The 21,329-nt window shown below is 30.6% G+C and carries 14 protein-coding genes; all 14 read right to left on the bottom strand.

Annotated features, from left to right (window positions below):
• Positions 1-57: 57 nt before the first annotated feature.
• Positions 58-1,623, bottom strand: coding sequence for a response regulator transcription factor (locus BUB83_RS19075; protein ID WP_073340715.1), 1,566 nt, complete (start codon positions 1,621-1,623; stop codon positions 58-60).
• Between the two features lie 68 nt (positions 1,624-1,691).
• Entirely contained in the window at positions 1,692-3,425 is a 1,734-nt protein-coding gene (locus tag BUB83_RS19070; protein ID WP_073340714.1) for a sensor histidine kinase, read from the bottom strand.
• Positions 3,426-3,666: 241 nt separating this feature from the next.
• Positions 3,667-4,485, bottom strand: a complete 819-nt coding sequence (locus tag BUB83_RS19065) for a carbohydrate ABC transporter permease (RefSeq protein ID WP_341465358.1) — start codon at positions 4,483-4,485, stop codon at positions 3,667-3,669.
• Positions 4,486-4,611: 126 nt separating this feature from the next.
• Positions 4,612-5,523, bottom strand: a complete 912-nt coding sequence (locus BUB83_RS19060; RefSeq protein ID WP_242950719.1) for an ABC transporter permease — start codon at positions 5,521-5,523, stop codon at positions 4,612-4,614.
• 65 nt (positions 5,524-5,588) lie between these two features.
• Entirely contained in the window at positions 5,589-7,115 is a 1,527-nt protein-coding gene (locus BUB83_RS19055; protein WP_073340712.1) for an ABC transporter substrate-binding protein, read from the bottom strand.
• Between the two features lie 311 nt (positions 7,116-7,426).
• Positions 7,427-10,045: an alpha-L-rhamnosidase gene (locus tag BUB83_RS19050; RefSeq protein ID WP_073340711.1), complete on the bottom strand. Its 2,619-nt coding sequence runs from the start codon at positions 10,043-10,045 to the stop codon at positions 7,427-7,429.
• 296 nt (positions 10,046-10,341) lie between these two features.
• Positions 10,342-11,235, bottom strand: a complete 894-nt coding sequence (locus BUB83_RS19045) for a carbohydrate ABC transporter permease (protein ID WP_073340710.1) — start codon at positions 11,233-11,235, stop codon at positions 10,342-10,344.
• Between the two features lie 11 nt (positions 11,236-11,246).
• Positions 11,247-12,164 (bottom strand): ABC transporter permease, encoded by a 918-nt coding sequence (locus tag BUB83_RS19040; RefSeq protein WP_073340709.1) that lies wholly within the window; start codon positions 12,162-12,164, stop codon positions 11,247-11,249.
• A 92-nt stretch (positions 12,165-12,256) separates the two neighbouring features.
• A complete protein-coding gene (locus tag BUB83_RS19035; RefSeq protein ID WP_073340708.1) occupies positions 12,257-13,858 on the bottom strand; it encodes an extracellular solute-binding protein in 1,602 nt (533 codons plus the stop codon).
• A gap of 332 nt (positions 13,859-14,190) precedes the next feature.
• Positions 14,191-16,488 (bottom strand): helix-turn-helix domain-containing protein, encoded by a 2,298-nt coding sequence (locus BUB83_RS19030; RefSeq protein WP_073340707.1) that lies wholly within the window; start codon positions 16,486-16,488, stop codon positions 14,191-14,193.
• A gap of 435 nt (positions 16,489-16,923) precedes the next feature.
• Complete coding sequence (locus BUB83_RS21405) at positions 16,924-17,223, bottom strand: hypothetical protein (RefSeq protein WP_084133688.1); 300 nt, start codon at positions 17,221-17,223, stop codon at positions 16,924-16,926.
• 171 nt (positions 17,224-17,394) lie between these two features.
• On the bottom strand, positions 17,395-18,030 hold the full coding sequence (locus BUB83_RS21400) for a hypothetical protein (protein WP_143160597.1): 636 nt from the start codon (positions 18,028-18,030) through the stop codon (positions 17,395-17,397).
• Positions 18,031-18,177: 147 nt separating this feature from the next.
• Positions 18,178-20,343 carry a family 78 glycoside hydrolase catalytic domain gene (locus BUB83_RS19020; RefSeq protein ID WP_073340706.1) on the bottom strand — a complete coding sequence of 722 codons (2,166 nt, stop codon included), beginning with the start codon at positions 20,341-20,343 and terminating at the stop codon, positions 18,178-18,180.
• 596 nt (positions 20,344-20,939) lie between these two features.
• The coding region (locus BUB83_RS19010) for a fibronectin type III-like domain-contianing protein (RefSeq protein WP_200801435.1) at positions 20,940-21,329 on the bottom strand (390 nt) is incomplete at its 5' end.

The raw sequence follows: 21,329 nt of genomic DNA, 5'->3' as shown, positions 1-21,329 counted from the left end.
TACACTTAAATTTCACTTTATAATTTCACAAAAGACTTCATTTTTTTAATATATGTGCTAATTTTCGCTTCTATATTCATGAGGGGTTTTGCCGGTAAATTTTTTAAAAATCTGTGAAAAATTCGAGAAATTATCATATCCAACTTTTCCTGCAATAACTCCAACAGGATAGTTTGTTTCATTTAACAATTTTTTACAATATTGAATTTTTTGCATCAATATATATTCCTTGAATCCATACCCTGTTTCCAATTTAAACACCTTTGAAAAATAATCTTCACTTAAGTAAACCATTGAAGAAACTTCAGAACGCAAAATATTTTTCTCTAGATTTTCATTAATATAAGAACAGATTAATTTGATTCGCTCTCCACTTGATATTTCCGATTTATCCTTTGAATCCTGTTCTAAAACTTTATTAAACCTATTTATAATAAATTCTACCGCTTCATTAATGGCTTGTACAGTATGGAATGCCTGTTGAAACTCTTCATATTGATAACTTTCATCAAACCATTCCCTACCATTAACATTTTTTAAATAACAACAAATAATCCACACATCCACAAACAAAGCATATATTTTTTTAGTATAATCTAAAGTTAATTTATTCACTTGTTCGGCATTTTCCAATAAGTTTTTGATTTCATTCTGAATCAATTGTCCATCACCGTTCAACATCCACTGTTTCCATTCTTCTTTATCCGGCATACGTAACTTAAGAGCATTTCTTTTTTCTTTTACTAGAACCACTCCTGTATTTAAAAACACATTATTCTCACAACTTTTCTTTAACTGTGCTACCATATCCAATAAATTCATGCATGCTGTATTTCCCACATAAATCATGACCTTAACTTTATAATTTGAAGATAAATAATTATATAATTCAGAAAAAAGTGTATGAATAAATTTTTCTTGTGGATTATCTCCAATTCCACAAATTATTAATCCATAGCGCCAATAATTTATCGTCTTTCTACCCTCTGTACAAACAAATGGATATTTCCCTTCTATGAACTTTGTTAGTAATTTCTTAATATCAATGCGATTATTATTCTCTAAGGTAATTAACACTGGAAGATACCATTTATAAATACACTCTCTATTAACTTCCTTTTCCCACTTTTCCTGCAAAAATAAATCTTCTTCCGAACCTTCAAATATATTTTCGGCCAGCCCTTCTACTACCTTTTCATGTGTATCATCATAACTAATTCCTTTCTGAGCAAGGTTACGCATTTCTCTATCCTTCTCCAAATACTCTATACAACGCTTAATTACACCCTCAATTTCATCGGGTTTTGCTGGTTGCAGAACGTAATCAAATCCATGATTTCTTATAGCTTCCTTTACATATGAGAAATCAGCATGAGATGTTAGAAATATACAGGGAATTTCAGGATATTTTTTTCTAAACCAGTTCATAAGCTGGATACCGCTTTCAACTGGCATTTCTATATCTGTAATCAAAATGTCAATGTGTGTTTCCTTTGCAATTACCTTTGCTTCAGCAGCACTTTCTGCAAGATATAGACTTTCTACACCAATATGCCCCCAAGAAATTAGTTCTTTTAGTCCTTCCAAAACAACCCTTTGATCATCAACCATTAACACCTTCATTTTTATTCCAACCTTTCTATTTTATTCAATCTAGAAACATTGCTTGTACCCTATTTATTTATAATTTTTTATTTATTTTTACTATTTATGCTATCTATATTAGCTTCTTCACCTAATACACATGGCAGCACTAATTCTGATATTGCACCATTTTGATTATAAAAATACCAGTTATAATCCTTTTTATAAAGAAGCTCAATTCGCTTTTGTAAATTGGAAATTCCAATTTGCTCTGATTCTTTCCCTTCCTCTATCTGATTTAGCCCATTTAAAACTGACTGTGGATAACCTATACCATTGTCTTTTACCACTATGTTTAAGAATTCTCCCTCTTCCACTTTCATATGGGTAATCTTGATTGTTAGCTGCATTTCCTGTTCCAAATCTTTTCTAGCATATTTTATGGCATTTTCCACAAAGGTTTGAATTGCTAGCATTGGAATTTTCTTTTCTTTTGCATCTTCATCCACAAAAACGTAACTAGCTACACTTCCCGAAAAAAGCTCCTTGGTCATTTCTAGATAATTATACACGAATTTCATTTCCTCTTCTACTTTTACAAACTCCGTAGCTTTTTTCATCAAATATCTAAAATGAAATGACAATTCAATTAAAAAATTTTCTACATTTCTATTGTATCCAAGTTGTAGTCTTGCTTGAATCAATTTTAAACAGTTTATGTAAAAGTGAGGATTTAACTGTAGCTGCAGATATTGTAACTGAGCATACTGTTTTCTGTTTTTTTCTTCATATGTTTGTATTTTTAAATTAGTAATTTCTTTTGTCATTACAATAAGTGCTTTTTTTACATTTTCAATTTCTTCTAAATTTGTGTCAACATGAAATTCCACATCCCATTGCCCCGTCTGTAGAACTTGCATGGTCTTAGTCATATCTGCTAAAGGTTGTAATATTTGTCGGCTTAATAAATGATGTATTTTTAAAGCTGGATATATACTAAAAAAAAGAGCTATCAAAGCAATATATTGATGTATTTTCATACTTTTTAACATAAAATTTTTTGATGCATAAAATACCTTTAGATTTGTACCTTCCACATCTTTTACATAAATTATTTCATTTCCTTTTCTACTTATTCCCTCTGTTAGATTGGAATACTCTGCTGTGTTTAATATCATCTCAGATTCATTGCTAAAAAAAATTTTGTCTTCATCTACAATACCCTTTACTTCTCCCTCTTGATCTTCCCCAATATTATCAATACCTTTATTTATATCAATTAATCCAATAACTGCCGTACCATCTTTGATATAATAAATGGTATAATAATCTTTATCCTTTGTGTGTTGAATTAAACTGCCATTATCTTTAATAATATTACTCATTATACTTTCATTGTTCTTCAATAACATTTCTTTATTAATGGAGTCAATGCTTTCTGACATTTTATAAATTACACTTTTATAATTATCATAATATATAAATACCCCATCAATGCTTTTGCTGGTGTTTATCATCAACTCAATATCATCTTTCAACTCATATACATATTTATATTTTTTCATTTCATCTTTTTCTAAACTTAATGCATAATATACTTTATTTCCAGCGTACATACGCCAAATAGTGGAATCGATTTCTTGAATATCATTTTCCAATGTTTTTACATAAACATCTACATTTCCCATAATATAATTTATTTTTTCTTTTTGGCTTTTAATAATGCTTATCATCAAAAAAGATGCTGAAATTACATATATAGAAAAATATAGCCCGGCAAATAACACGCTCAGTTGTTTTTCCAAGCTAATTAATTTCTTCTTGTTTTTACCCCATGCCATAGAAATCCCTCATCCCATTTACTATTTTTATAATACCATCTTGTTTTATTTTTTACAATATACAACAAGTTCTTAATAAATAGTATATCCCTACTATATTTTATATATATATAACAACAATAAACTACGGATACAATGATTTGCATTGTCCCGTAGCCTTCAAAAGCATATCCTGCTTTAAATACCACCCTTAGCTGAAATGATATGTTCTTAGTATGTTATTTATATCTTTAATTACAAGTTATCCTTTTACTCCACCTACAGCAATTCCTTTTACAAAATATTTTTGCAAAAAAGGATAAATTATTAAAATAGGAATTACAGCAGCCACTGCTATACCCATTCTTATTCCAACAGTTGGTAGTTTCATATCCCCAACGTCAACACCAAGTGAACTTGCTGTAGTAGACAAGAACCTAATGTCCATAAGCATTGTATTAAGTATCATTTGTATTGTATATTTACTAGGATCTGTAATATAATATAAACCATTAACCCAGTCATTCCAGTAAGTTAACCCAATCATTAAGGTTAAAGTAGCTAACATAGGTTTGGATAAAGGCAGAATAATACTTCTTAATATCCTAAATTCCCCACAACCATCTAATCTTGCTGCCTCAACCAAAGAATCAGGAATTGAACTAGCAAAATAAGATCTCATCATAATAACATAAAACGCTCCTAATAAATGACCTGGTACTATATATGCCCACAAAGTATTCTTAATACTAAAAGTATTTACATACATCAAATAAGTAGGAACAATTCCTCCATTAAATAACATTGTAAAGAAAATAAATAATGCAAAAAAGTTTCGAAAAGGTAGTTCTTTTCTGGATAAAGGATATGCAAAAAGTACAGTTAGTGCAATACTAGACATTGTACCAACTACTGTAACCAAAATTGTAAGTCCATATCCTTTCATAAGAGAAGAAATACTCTTACAAATATAACTGTATGTTTCCAAACTAAATTCCTTTGGAAATAAACTATATCCTTTAGTAACTAATGATGCTTCCGAAGAAAAAGACGAAATAATCAAAAGCATAAAAGGTATCACACATGATAACCCCAAAATCGTCATCACTATGTTCAGCAAAAGTTGCTGTACTTTATTATTCTCAACCATTTTTATATACATTCCTTTCCATTGGCTATACTATAATCCATTTAATTAATATTTATACTAAAAAAGTGCACTTTCTTTATCAATCTTATTGACAATATAATTTGCTAATAACACCAAAATAAAACCAAATACAGCTTGTATAAATCCTGCCGCCGAAGCTCTTCCTATATCATTAAGTTGTGTTAACCCTTTATATACATAAACATCAATAGTAGTTGTTACATCACTCAAAATTCCCGAATTCTGCGGAACCTGAAAAAATAATCCAAAATCCGAACGAAATATTTTTCCAATAGAAAGCAATACCATAGTAATTACAGTATATTTAACACCAGGTAATGTAACATGTATCATTCTTTTAAATCTGCTAGCGCCATCTACAATTGCTGCTTCATAAAGTGATTCATCTATCCCAATAATAGTAGCATAATAAATAATACTCATATAACCGAAATTTTTCCACAGATACACAATGGTTAATATTAAAGGCCATGCCTCACTTTTAGCATACCAGTTAATGTCACTACCACCCAATATCATATTGTTAATCAATCCACTATTTGTACTTAAAAAGGCAAATGTTATATAACTTACTACTATCATAGAAATTAAATAGGGAATCAAAATAACCGTCTGGTAAATTTTTTTCGCTAATTTATTTTTAATTTCATTTAGTATAATTGCCACTCCAACAGACATTATTGTTCCCAAAATTATAAAAACTAGATTATACAACAAAGTATTCCTAATCATTATAAAAGCGTCCTTTGTCTTAAATAAATATGTGAAATTTGATAAACCTGTCCATGGACTTTGCCACATTCCTTTTGCATAATTATACTTTTTAAATGCTAAAACAATTCCTACCATTGGAGCATAATTATTAATTAGTAAATAAACTATTCCTGGCAGCATCATTATCATCAACATAATTGCTTGCTTGTTTATTTTTATTTTTTTATTTTTCACAATTTCTACCCCTTTTTTTCTAAAAAGTGTGATTAAAAGATTTAACCACACTTTTTATATAATCTTTACTTAGACTTTAAGAACTCATCCAATTGTTCTTGCTCAGAAGCAATTATCTTATCCATTCCTGCTTGCTTCAACTCATCAATTATTTTTGGAAATACCTCTTTTGGATCTAAGACACCAGACATCAATGCTTTATAATATTTATCATGTATATTGGATACTGCAGTCATTTCATCTGTACAATCTGTAGAATCCCACTGAAATCCTACTATAGGAGAAGGCTCTACCGTTGCACTATAAGCTTTTAAATTTTCAACGTAATCTTTTCCCATTATTTGTGATGGTGGACAAATCATAGTATTTGGATATATCCAGAATTGATATATTCCGCCATATGCACAATTGGATCTATCAACGCCTTCTGGAAATGTTGCTGTTCCATCATCCTGAAGCACAGTATGAACTCCATCAACTCCATCTGCCAATAGTGAAACAATATCTGAATCCATATACAAGCTTTGAAGAACTGTCCATGCTGCATCCTTATGCTTGCTATTTGAGCTAATTCCATAGGTTACTGTAGTGTTAGTATATGAATAATTTATTGATGGCCCAAGAGAAGGAGATGTAAGCATACCATCTTTCGTTTTATTTTTATATCCATTTCCTTGTTGTCTAACCATGAAAGCAAATGCCTGTCCATTCTTAATATAAGTTCCTCCGTCAATTGTATTACTTAAAACATCTGGTAAAACCAAACCATCACTATACCATTTATGTGTATATTCACAGATTTCTTTAAACTTTTCTGTTTCATAAAGAGATTTTACCTTCATATTATTCTCATCAAAATCTGAATCAAAGAAAGGAACTACACCATATCGACCTCTGTCATCTGACATTCCGTCTCCGTAATACCAAATATCAAGTAGGCTACTTGGTTCAACGGCAGGAACAATTGTGTAAATATCAGGGTATGCTTCATGAACTTGATATAATACTTTATCCACTGCCTCAAGTGAATTAATTGTAGATATATCAATACCCATCTCATTCACTATTTTTTCAGACATAAACAATGCAGATTCAGTACCAGCCCAGAATTTTCTAGGAAGACTATAAATTTCTCCATCAAATGTAGTTGCCTTCAATTCATCTTCTGAAAAAATATCTTTTAATTCATTGGAAGCATTTTCATAATAACTAGTCAAAGGAGCCAACTGTCCATTTCTAACAAATGAAGTTAATGGTGAATTAACTAATGTTATAACATCGCATTCATCTGTTGTTAATGCCAAATTAGATTGTGTTACCCAATTTCCTAAACTTATGTAATTTAAATCTACTTGAACATTATAACGTTCTTTAAAAATTTTATTCATTTCTTCTTCTACTGTTGCAATTCCTTCCTCCGTAAAATTTGATGCTTGAGGAAGATAAACACTGACAGTTTCCATATCTTTACTTTCTTGTTTTGCTTCTTCTGCACCTACACTTGTATTATTTTCACCCCCACATCCTGTAATCGTAGCCATCAATAATGTAAAAACACTTGCCAAAGCCACATACTTTTTCAACTTACCCATACTATCCTCTCCTTTAACTTATTTTATTTCTGAACTATATGTTTTATATTAGACCATGTACCCTTGTTTTTCTATCTTATTTCTGACATTATATTGTTGTTTTTCTGTTAAATGTAATCGTGAACATTTTAACATATTTTCATGTACAATATAGGAATCCCATACTGGGATACCTATATTAAACCAAAATATAAGATTAATCTAATAGGCTATGTGAAAATCTTTTAAAATTTTACACATAGCCCATAATTTCAAATATTTAGTTGAATAAATAAAAAAACAATATATGTTATTCAATTCTCTGACTACTACTATTTTAATGCTTTAATATCTTTGTTGGAATAAGTAAAGGAGTAATTACCTGACCCTAACATAATGACTAATGCACCATCTACATTTTCAAATTGAATAGTATCCTTAAAATCCTGCTGACAAACTTCAGGTAAATATAGTTTTGCCGTTGTATTACATGGTATGGATACTGACACAGTTATTGTTTCTTCATTAATTTCCCAAGCTGATTGGATTCGACCATATAGGGTATCAATAGCCCCCCTTGCAAATCCTAGTAATGGGTTTGGTTTTGGCGCAATGTTAAATGTCTGGAATCCATTATCTGGAGTAATACCTAAAACAACTTCAAATAGCCATTGTGCAATAGAACCGTATGCATAATGATTAAATGAATTCATTCTACCAGAATTAATAGATCCATCTGGTAATAAACTATCCCACCTTTCCCATATGGTAGTCGCTCCCATGTTTACTTGATACAACCAACCAGGACATTCTTCATTAAGTAACATACGATAAGCATCTTCATTATAACCATTATTGCTTAATACATGTGCAATATAAGGTGTTCCTACAAATCCTGTTGTAATGCGATGTTCCTCACGTCTAACCAACTCTACTAACTGTTTTGTTGCTACTTCAATATTTTTATCATCTAATAAGTTAAACTGTATTGCCAAAGTATAGGCCGTTTGTGTTTCACCTGAAATTCTGCCTGCCTTGGTTACAAATTCATAATTAAATGTTTGTTTTATTCGCTCTGCTAAATTATTATATTTAGCAACATCCTCTGTATAACCTAATACTTGAGCTGATTTTACTAATAAAGTTGTTGAATAGTAAAACATAGCAGTGGCTACTAAATCCTTTGGTGTTGCACCATGCATGGTTGTTAACCCATACCCATCTTTTGCTAACCAATCATTAAATTGAAACCCTGTATTCCATAAGGTTTCTGTTTCACCTTCAGCTCGAATATACTCAACCCATTTTTTCATACTGTGGTATTGTCGTTCCAATATTTTTTTATCCTTGTAAAAACGATACAAGGTATAAGGAACTATGGTGGCAGCATCTCCCCACGCACTACTAGTTCTTGAATCCCTCACTACATCTGGAACAACAAATGGAACACAACCATTTGGGAGTTGGTCAAAGGCTAAATCTTTTAACCATTTATCATAAAAAGATACTGACATAGCATTGTAGCAAGCTGTAGCTGCAAACACCTGGGTATCTGCTGTCCATCCTAATCTTTCATCTCGTTGTGGGCAGTCAGTTGGAATATCTACAAAGTTACCTTTTTGTCCCCATACAATATTTTCATATAATTTATTCACTTTCTCATTGGAACATTTAAACATGCCACTATATTCAATATCCGAACTTATAACAATACCCTTGAATTGATTAATATCAATATCACCAGGATATTTTTCTATTTTCACATATCTGAAGCCAAAAAAAGTAAAATGGGGTTCAAAGGTTTCAATACCCTCACCCTTCAGTATATATAACGCTTCTGTTTTCGCACTACGCATGTTAACATTATAAAATTCATTATCCAGCATTATCTCCCCATGCTTTAAATATATTTCATCCCCTGCATTACCTTGTGCACTTACTTTAACCCACCCTACCATATTTTGACCAAAGTCAAGGACTTTATCTCCATTAGGTGTTGTGATAAGTTCCACAGGCTTAATTGTATCAATCACTCGTACCCCTGGAGTTATTTGTCCCACTATATCAAATTGATTTTCAGGTTCATATATTTTTACTGATGCCAATTCATCATAGTTTTTACTACTTTCAATTCTAGCATCATAATGTTCGCCATCATATATTCCCGAAAAAATTATGGCACTTTGGTCACTTTTCCATGAATCATCTGTAACAATTATCTGTGACTGTCCATCTGCATATTTCGCTTCAATTTGTGCTAACAAAGCCACTGTGTCGCCATATCGATTCTCAGGTCCCCCATGCTTTTCAAATCCTATTTTTCCCATATACCAACCACTGCCTAAAGTAACAGCAATTGTATTTTCCCCTTTTACAAGCATATCTTTCACGTCGTAAGTCTGATATTGTAAGTGGTTATTATATGATGTCCATCCTGGAGCTAAAATATCTTGGTTGACCTTATTGCTATTAATTTCTGACTCATAAACCCCCAAGGAAGTAATGTACATTCTTGCAGATACTGGTGTATCCGTTAAATAAATATTTTTCTTTAAAATTGGGCATTGATCTTTTGCTTGAAATTTCACATCTGATGTTATCCAATTTCCTAACCATTCTGTATCTAAAAATCCCATTTCAAAATATGCTATCTCACTAAAGGCTGATACTCCCCTATTAGTTTCTACCATGACACGCCAATAAACACCCTGAAAAGAGGATAATTCTCTTCCTTTATATTCGATTTGATTTGAATTATTAGTACTAACAAAGCCTGTATCCCATAGCAGTTTTTTTTCCTCAAATGTTTTATTATTGGAACATTGTATCCGATAAGTTTCTTGTATAATATTCTGCTTTTCTGATTCTATCTGCCATGAAAAGCGTGGATTTTTAACATCAATTCCAATTGGATTTGTTTGATATTCACATTTAAGTTTTATACATTTCATAATATCCTCTCCTCATAATATTTTTATTGTTTATTTCATATAACTGAATTTTTTGAAAGATTTCTTTTTCACCAACTATATTGTAGTATAAAAATATTTTTCATTAAATAAATAAAATAAACATAAGTATGCACATAATGAACTAATAATTTATACTTTACTGTTCAAATAAAAAAAGTATCATTTTTTTATCAAATGATACTTTTTTTATTTCACAATCATAACCTTCTTTTGAATTTTGAGGCCAATCAACCAAATTCCATTTTTCATAAATTTTATACATTAAACCATTATTGTTATCCTTTTACAGCACCTACCATTACACCTTTAACAAAGTGTTTCTGTAAGTATGGATATACAACTAATATTGGTAATGTTGCAACAATAATTGATGCATATTTAACAGTCTCACCTATTGCAACGTCAGTATCACTATTTATACCTCCACCTTCAAGCAATGATGAATCAGCAAGAATTAATATATCCCTAAGAACAACTTGAAGTGGGTATAGTGCCTTATCTCTAATAAGAAGAGATGGCCAAAACCATGAATTCCAATAAAACACAGCATAGTATAAAACTAAAACTGCTAATGTTGGTTTTAACAGTGGTAACATAACCCTAAAAAGTATAGTCATGTGACCTGCACCATCAATTTTAGCTGACTCTTCCAAGCTTGGTGGAATAGCATAAAAAGCTGTTCTTAATATAATTAAATTAAATGTGTTCACACAGAAAGGAATAATAGGTGCCCAAATACTATTAACAAAACCTAATTGTTTATAGATTAAAAATTCTGGCACTATTCCACCTTTAAAGAACATGGTTATCACAATCAACATCATTATTGGTGTAACTAACATTACATTCTTTCTTGATAGAAAGTAAGCAGCACAACTTGTTAAAATAATTGATATAGTTGTTCCAACAGTAACCATGAAAAAGGACATTCCAAAACCACCTATAATTGTTTTACTTCCCAAAACAGTTTTGTACGCTGCCAATGTAGCTTTGCCTTGTGGCATAAGCAATATACCACTATGTTTCATCAGTTCATTACCATTACTTATAGATGATAATAATATATATATCATAGGATAAACCGTTAAAATGATTGCAATTAAAAGTACTAATTCATTTAATCTATCAAAGATCTTTCCACTAGTTCCTACTTTTATTTTATTAGACATTTTTATTCCCCCTACCATAATCCTGATCCGGCATATTTTTTGCTTAACTTATTAGCCGCAATTAAAAATGTGAGATTTACTACAGAGTTAAATATACCAACAGCAGCGCTATAACTCCAATTCAAGTCAGTTAATCCTACTCTATATACATATGAGGAAATAACGTCTGCTACTTCATAAGTTGCAGGATTATATAATAAGATAATTTTCTCAAACCCAATTTCCATGACTTGGCCAATTCTTAAAATCAGCATGATAACAATCGTAGGTAAAAGTCCTGGTAATGTTATATGCATGATTTTCTTAAACCGATTGGCACCATCTATACCAGCCGCTTCATATAAACTTGAATCAATACCAGTTAGGGCCGCCAAATAAATAATAGATTCCCAACCAGCTTTCTGCCATATCTCTGAAAGGATATAAATACCTCTGAACAACTCTGGTTTTTGTAATAACGATTCTGGCTTTGCACCAAAAAGTGCTAAAAAATCGTTAAATATACCATTAGTTGAGCTAAATTGAGTAATAATTCCACAAATAACAACCATTGAAATAAAATGTGGAAGATATGTGGCTGTCTGTACCGCTCTTTTATATGTTTTATTTCTTAACTCATTAACCAATATTGCAAAAATTATCGGTACTGGAAAACCATATAAAATCTGCATAAAACTTAAAGTAAATGTATTTTTTAATACCCTCAAAAAGTAATGACTTGAAAAAAATCTTATAAAATGCTTAAAACCTACCCAATCACTTCCCATTATACCTTTTGCTGGTGAAAAATCTTTGAATGCTATAGTTGCTCCATACATTGGCAAATAGCGGAAAAGTATATAATAAATAAGCACTGGTAACATAATTAAATATAAGGACCGGTTTTTTCTCAAATCTATTGCTAATCTAGAAAAATAACTTTTTACCATATGAAACTACCTCCTTCAAGTCATTAAATATTTCCTAATTCAAACACTCAATTAGGAAATATTTAATTATACATTTGTTATTATAAATACTATTAACGGTTGTTATATCTAACTAATGCCTCTTCATAGGTTTTAATCATATCTGTAACACCCATTTTATTAACTGTATCTACATATTTATCCCATTCAGCATCTATATTAACATCACCAAACATTGATTTATAGAAAAATTCGTCTACATAAGCTTCAATCTCACTTTTTATTGATGCAACTTCACTGGATTCATCTTGATTTAGAGTAACGGGTGGTAACATATGTTTTGCAATATCAGTATCCTTCCATATTTCGATAGCATCTTTTTGCTGTTGATATTCTGAATATTGTTCCATATATCTTTGATCTTGAATTAACGGTCCATTATAAGATGATTGAACGTATGCTAGTAACATTTGTGCTATTGGAACACCATCTGGATTCTTCATAATCAAGTCTGTATAAGTTGGATAACCATCTACCATTTCATAACTTTCGCCTTCTATACCAAAGTTATAAAGCATATGTCCTTCTTCACTATATCCGTAATCAAGAAATTTAACTGCCGCCTCAATGTCTTTACATTTTGAACTAATACCTACACCCATTCCAAAATAAGGAGCTTGACTTTGACCAAATTGAGGTTTATCACCTTTTTTAAGTACTGGGTATTTAGCAGCAACTATGTCATATGATGCATCATCTTTCATAGCGCTTAACCAAGCACCCATACGACTACCAGTATGTCCAACTGCAGCACCAGATTCACCTGTTGTCATTTTTGCATCTACTTGATTTTTATCAACAGTAGCAATATCTGGATCAATTAATCCTTCTGCATACCATTTAGCAAATGTTTTCAAGAAATCCTTGTATCCATCTTGAATTGGTCCATATACAATTTTCCCGTCTTGAAGATGCATACCAAATGATGTATTGTAAGCACCCACAAAAGGATTTGCATCTTTAACTATAAGTATTTCTGAGGTAAGTGGTGATTTTGCACCCATAGTTTTAAACCCTTGTAATACTGTATACCATTCATCTATTGTTTCAGGCACTGCTAATCCTAACTTATCTAGCCAGTCTTTTCTTAACATTGGTCCAACAAATGTAGTTAAATAATCACTTCCTCTAACAAATGGGAAGTTATAAAAAGAGCCATCATCTGTCTTAACTAATTTTTCTATATCAGGATTTTCAGCATAAAACTTCATAAGATTAGGTGCATATTTTTCTAAATATTCATTAAGTTCAATTGCAACTCCTTGCTGAATTGCTGCTGATGGGCCACCTGGGAAACCTTTTATCAAGTCAAACTTGAACACATCAGGCAAATCCCCAGAAGCTACCATAAGACTAAATGCCTCTGGTGAAGTTTGGTGAATAAAATCAACATCAACGCCTGTTCTTTTCATCATTTCTTGCATAAGTGGTGTTTCTTTTTGCGTTGGATAATCTGGATGAACAAAGCCTTGTGTCCAATAAGTGATCTTGTGCTCACCTTCTAATGGATAAATAGTACCACTGTCTGCTTTAACCTCACTATTATTTTTTGATGTGTCCACATCATTTTTTTCTTTACTACATCCTGCAAATAAAGAAATGGACATTACCAAAGACATCATTGTTGCAAAGCATCTTAATTTCTTACTTAACATTTGTACCCCTCCCAAAAATAAATTTTTATTTTACTTGTTCCAATTCAGCAGCTAATTCCTTCAATAAAAACAAAATGGAACTATCAATTGATTTCGTTTACAATTGAATCAGCTAAATCCTTGAATAACAATTCCTATTATGCTACTTTTGCCCTTATAAATCTATTTACAAAACTTAAAATAGCTTATTAAAATATAGAATTTGTACTTTCAATTTTATAAATGGACATTCAAAAACTAAAATAACTTGAAATATCAAAAAAAAGATTGAAAGATTACCTATTAAATGGCAATGTTTCAATCCTCAATTTCCGTTATATATTAACAATCATTTATATAATCTTATTATTTTTTCTGTATTGTCCTGGTGTTATTCCTTCATTATTCTTAAAAATACGATTAAAACTGGTGTCATGAAGAATTCCTACTTTTTCAGCAATCTCTGAAATGCACTGATCCGTTTCTAAAAGTAAAGACTTTGATTTATCAACTCTTATTTTATTAATATAAGTTAGAATTCCTTCGTCAGTTTCCATTTTGTAAAGCTTTGATAAATATGATGGTGTTAAATTAAAATGTTCAGCCAATGTTGATATGTTTAAGTCTGAGTTGGAATAATTTTCTTCAATATATGAATTAATTTCTTTGCTATAAGCAATTTTTTCTGTTTTTTCATTAATACATTTAAAGTATTTGCACACTGTACATAATACTTTTACTAAGGAGTCCATCATTTCTCGTAGATTTTTAGAAAATATAATAGATTTCAATAATTTTTCTTGATTAATCATTTCATTAGTATTCTGGTAATCTACAACTTTTAATATACTTGCACAAATATCGAACATTAAACTTTTTCCCATATTCATAGAGATTAAATTTTCTTTAAAATTCTTATCATATACATGTTGAAGTAATGCATTTGCCTCTTCAATATTGCCTGCTTTTATATAATTAATTAGCTTTTGTTCAATACTAATTGGATAGTAGTAGGCATCTTTGCTCTCAATATCTTTATAACTAAGTATTTCATCTGGTTCATACACCAATATATAATCCAAACAATTCAAACTTTCCTGATAAGCCTCTGTTATACCTAAAATTGAATCATGAATATTACTAACTGCCACACTTAAACTTAGCCTAGAAAATTGCTCTATCTGCAACTTAAGTTGATCAATATAAGTATGCAATTCTCTGTTTAATTTGTTTTGTGTTTCTAAATCACTATTTGTTATAAAAATAATATAATTTTCTCTAGTAATATGGTATAACTTAGATTTTTTCAATTCAATTTGATTAAAGTATTCTGCTATTTTCATCAGTGTTATATCAGTACTAAAGTTTTCTTTTGGTTGACAAAAATCTATATGCACAATAAAAACTGAATAATAATCATAGTTAAACTCAATCTCAAATTTATTTAATGATGTTTCTAGTAGCACCTTGTCTCTTATTTCCCCATTTAGCAACCTATATATAAAATTTCTACGTAACAAATCATTTTGTTGACTAATTGTTTGATGCATTTCATCCATTTCAAAAAATGCTCTTTCAAAAGATTCTTGCAGATATAAATAATCATTACATTCTGAGTTCCTTTCTGTCAAAGATTTTATTGATATGAGCTGTACAATTTTTTTTATTGGCTTATAGTTCCTATTTGTAAATAAAAAAGCAAGAATTATTCCTATAATTGTATAAATAAATGTTGCAAACAATACGATTTTACTGTAATTAAACATTTTTTTCGAGAAAATTTCTTTATCTGCTAATATAATATATTTCCAATTTGTTTCATCAGATTCTGTCATTAAAGCTGCCACTTCTTTTTTATCATATTTACCAAAATAAATAGTATTATTATTTATTAAATTTTCATATTCTAATAATTCAGGTATTTTCATATCCACATTAGAAGCTATAATGTTATTGTTTTCATCTAAAATATATACAATCCCATTACCTGAAATCTTGTAATCATCTAGAATGTTAATAATTTGATCCTGCTTTATACTAATAAATAATGTTGAATTGGAATTTGCTAAATTTCCATAAGGTAGAGACATAGCATATGAAATATATTTTTCCGGATTTCCTTCTGGTGTTTTAATGTCCGTTAAAACAAATTCATTTCTATACTTTTGATTCAAAAAATCGTACCATTGATCATATGTTTCAAATATATCTAGATTAACATGATTATTGTAAATATACTGATTATTCATATATGTTTTATTATAAAAAACATTATTTGAATTCTTTAAATAAAGCATTATACTCTCTATATTATTATTACTATTACGTAATAATGATATAAAATTAGCCAACTCAATAATCTCATACTTATTATTATCAATCACTCCTTTTTTATCGTCATTAATTACCCCTAAAAATTTTGGCTCATTTGTAACTAAAATTCCTGTACGTCTAATTGATTGTAGTTTTTCATCAATATTACTTTTTAGTTGTGTTAACATTGCATTTCTACCACTATTTATTTCTTCTTGTATGATAGCACGAGAATGAATAAACAAAAAATAGTTTACTAGCAAAGGCACTAGCAAAACTATTATATATGTAATAAACCAAATCTTTATAACACTATTGAAATAATATTTCTTTTTCATATGCTAACTTCCTTTCAAATAATTCTTATTCAAATATAGCATAAATCATAGATTGTACATATCACACACATTCATTTTATCAAATTGTAAGTATATGTCAAACAAAGTTTTATTTTACTACTTTTATATATACATATACCCTTATAATCAAGCTCCATTACCCACTATAGCTAACGCTATGGCTAATCCATGTTCATCGGCAATAGTTTAATATTGCTTTGTGTAATCAATTACATTTTGTGATAAAAGTAACAATAAGCGGGTTAATATCTGTCAACTTGACCTGTTATTAACCGTTTACATTTATTTTATTTTTTAATTAATTAGTATATTTAATTTATTGCTTTTCTACAAATATTTTTTCATATCCATGACATATACACGTCTTGTGCCGCCCTCATAAGCGTTAAATGCCACATATCTATTTGTTTTATCTCAAGCTGGATGTGGATCAACTCTTAAAGCAAGATCCTCTTGCTGATAAGGTGTCAAAGTATTGATACGAACCAAGGTTATTTCTTCCCCTGTCTCTAGATATATTAACCTTAATGGTATTGTTCCATCGCCGTAACTAAGGGATTGATGGGTATAAGTATCTGTAATTAGAAACTTACCATTTGGATGAAAGGTAGGATGTCCAGAACCCGTTATATTATCAAATACTGGTTTAACACATTTTCCATCAAGTGTTGCAGTTGCAAATCGTAATTCACCCCAATCTTTCTTGATATTCATGGTTAATTGCTCTTCATTTGGATGCCATGTGGTATTATGTCCTCCATTAATCCAATGTTCTTGTCCTACAGATACTTGTGAATCACTTCCATCTCTATTGCATGTAAAAATATTGAACCTGATATAAGGTGTACCGATAGCATTCTTATGATTATGAAGTTCTTTAGGTATCTACCTAGTAGAGAACATTATTTTATTTCCTGACGGACTATACTTGGAATGAAATAGGTAACATTCTCCATCTTTATATTCTTCTATATATTCTTTTGAAAAACATGTTTGAAAGATTTCTTTCATTGAAAGAAGTAATCTTGCTTTTCCTGTTCTAGTATCTGTCACAAATAATCCTTCATCTTGAGACAAGATTGATACAGTCTTTGTTAATTCTTCTGGTATGATAAGACCATATCCTGATTGTGTACGCCATTTACAGGATGGGTTACCTGTGCAAGCTTCCAATCCATCTTCCGATACATGGTAAACTCCTATTTCTAATCTAGTTTTCTCTCCCGTTCTCCAGTTAAGCTTAACACCAAAGTATTCCCAAGTTTCCAGATCAACATCATTATAAATAACTAGATCGTCATTCTCTCCCCAATTAATATTAGCTCCTAGTTGGTGTTCAAATCCATAAGACTCTGCTACAATTTTTTCAATACCCTCTTTTAAATCAACAATAACAATTTCACCTTTGTCACCGAGTTTTGGTAAATCCGTTTCATCTGGCATTCTAAATAGTGCCAAATATCTTCCAGAAGGACTGAAAGGTGACGTATCAAAAAAATCTATGAATGATTCTTCCTTCACCAGGTGTTACACAATATACTGGTACCTTTGGATTAAAATTCTTATATACTGGAAATTTATCACTAATTATCATTACAGTATCCTTCTTATTCTTCTCTTCTATTTCTCAATTGCCCATAATTGTTCAGGAAATCCTCATACTGCTGGTCAATTCACAACTTCAATACCTGTAGGTCCTTTAAACTCTATAACCCCATTGTTTTTTTCTATATGTATAAGACCTGTTTTAACCTTAATATTAAAACTAAAATAATCTAAGGTATCAGGTATATGAGGTACAAACCTTATTTTCTCCCAACCTGGAGAAGCCGGTTTTATACCTATAATATCTTCTACTATGATAGGTATAGGTGCACTGGCCCAAGGATGACATAAACTTGTATTCCACTTTTGATTTTTTCCCCATACTTCAAAACATGTTGTAGCACCTTCTTCAATCATTGTTCCCCATAGATTCTCAATCAATTTAAATATCTCATCATATGCTTCTGCTTTGGCAAGGGCTTTCAAGACAAAATAAGACATCTGCACCCCGCATTTATGTGCTCTATTTTTAATTAAATTCACAGCTTTTTCCACATCCGAACTTGGGAATAAATCAAATAATAAGGGTAATGCATTTGAGTGAATAGCTGAATGTTCAGAGTTTTCTTTATCAATAAAAAGTTTCGTTTCTTTGTTATAAAAAGCATTAACAAAACTTTCTTTGAAAGCCACCAGATTATTAACATTGGTAATATTTAATATCTCTCTTATCTTTTCTATGTAGCTAATCATGCCATAATAAAAGGCATTAATTACATTATGGCATTCATCTCCTATAGGTTTTGTTAGTTCACAATCATAACCATCTCTTAGATTTTCAGGCCAATCAACCAAATTCCACTTTTCATCAATTTTATGCAATAAACCATCTTCTCTTTTATAAGCTTCAAAATACTTCTCCAGATTGACCATTACAGGATACATTTCTTCTAAGAAATCTCTATCTCCACTTTGTAGATAATATTGAAACAACTGCATAGGCCATTGCATAGAAAAGTCAGCAATTTCTTGCATTAAGGCCCCTGGTGCTACAGCCATGATTCCTGGACATATAAAGGTTGATAAGGCAAAATCCTTAAGTGCTTTTTTATACAACAGAGTCTCTCCCGTTAAATAGATATGAGAATGTCCCGTCACCGTAAAGTCCCCAAGATATTGCCCCTTTTCTCTTGTTGGACAATCTACATAAACTTCTTGACTACCATACTTTACACCATTTTTGCATATATCCAAAACCCTATCAACTCGGTCATTTGATGATTTAAACCTAAAAGAATCATTATCAAAAGGATAATGTCTAACAATGGCCTTAAACTCTTTATCCATAACAACATCTTCCGATGCAATTACTTCAACATATCTAAATCCTTTGTAGTCGTAGAAATTCAATTGCTCTTTACGCCCTGATAATGTCCAGAATTCCTGATAAAAACAGTTACACCTCATATTATATCTTACCCTATGGCTATCTAATTCTTCTAGTTCTTCTCCACATCTGATTTCTATGATTTGGCCTGTTTTTCCTTGTGCTATCATTTGAAATTGTCCTGTAATCTCTTGTCCAAAATCAATTAAATAATGATTTTCTTTAATTTTCTCTATAGTTTCAGCATCCATTGAATAAACACTAAGATTAGATGACTTTTGTAGAAATAACTTATGGTCATCCTTTTCATGTTCACATACTTGCTTCCAATGGACATCGTTATAATCCAGGGTCATCCAATCTTCATCCCATAATCGACTATCAATATTTTCAAGAAACTGAGTATCATAACCCGTAATACCCCCTGACTGATATGACTCTGATATATGGTATTTCCAGGTATTATCTGTTGTCAGCACAAGTTTCTTATCCACAAACACTTCAGCAATCATTCCTTGTCGGTAATCCCCACTATTCCATACTCTATTTACTAGACCTTGATAATAAACATGTACTGCTATGATATTGTCGCCATCATTTAAATATTGATTAATATCATAGTGATTATAATTATATTCAAAGTAGTAAGATGGTGCTGGTCCTTGCCCTACAAAATGACCATTAATGTACAATTTGTAGTAATCATCTGCAGTGATATTAATGTATGCTTTCTCTTTAATCTCATCTATTGAAAATTTCTTTCTAATAAGCATATGCCTGTTTTTAAAATCTTCTCTGTGTACTCCATATTCTCTTTTATCTTTTTCTTTGTGAAAAATATCTATTGTCTTTAACCCAAGAAACTCAGGATCAATAATCCATTTTGCTTGCCATTGTATCATCAACTTCACCTAATCCTTTTTAAAATAATCCAAAATCTATTCTATCTATTTGTTCTATCCTAAGCTATAGTGGATTAACATTTAAAGCAATATCCAATTCCTCATAAGGTGTTAAAGTATTGATATGAACCAAAGTTATTTTTTTCCCTGTCTCTAGATATATTGACCGTAATGGTATTGTACCATCACCGTAACTAAAGGATTCATGGGCACAGGCATCTGTAATAAGAAACTTACCATTTGGATGAAAGGTATAGGTATCCCACAACTATTAATTTATACTTGTCCAAAACTCCTAGAAGCGTGGAGATTTTGTACAAGTATAAATTAAGTTTCACAATGGGATCCCTACAGAATGTCCCCAATCCATTATATTATCAAATACTGGTTTAACACACTTTCCATCAAGTGTGACAGTTATAAATGGTAGTTCACCACAATCTTTCTTGATATTCATTAATTTTTTTGTTTTATAAATTATATTATAGTATAAATATATTTTTTGTTAAATAAATAAAACAAACATAAATATGCACATAATAAACTTATCCATATCTTGATTGCACTTAATCAATTTATTTTAACTTGCCTTAATATTAATTATTGACTGTTAATAAAACAGTTGAATACTTTTCACTACTAGTTCCAACCATAACCTCAAATTCCCCTGCTTCGATTATAGTTTTATAATCTAATCCAGTAAATGAAAGAGCTTCAGGTGTTATGTTGAACTTAACAGTTTCAGTTTGATTTGGACTAAGCACAATTCTTTTAAATCCTTTTAATTCTTTAGACGGTCTCGTGGTACTCCCTACCTTATCTTTTATATACATCTGTACAACTTCATCGCCTAAACGTGTACCTGTATTAGTTACATCAATACTAACTTCTACCGACTCACCAATTTTAATGTTCTCACTAGATAATTTAAGATTGCTATAGGAAAATGTGGTATAACTTAGACCATGACCAAAACAGAAATAAGG

The organism is Clostridium grantii DSM 8605, from assembly GCF_900129965.1.
GTDB classification, from domain to species: domain Bacteria; phylum Bacillota; class Clostridia; order Clostridiales; family Clostridiaceae; genus Clostridium_AF; species Clostridium_AF grantii.
The sequence above is the reverse complement of the archived record's forward strand: the minus strand, read 5'-3'. Positions and strand labels throughout refer to the sequence as shown.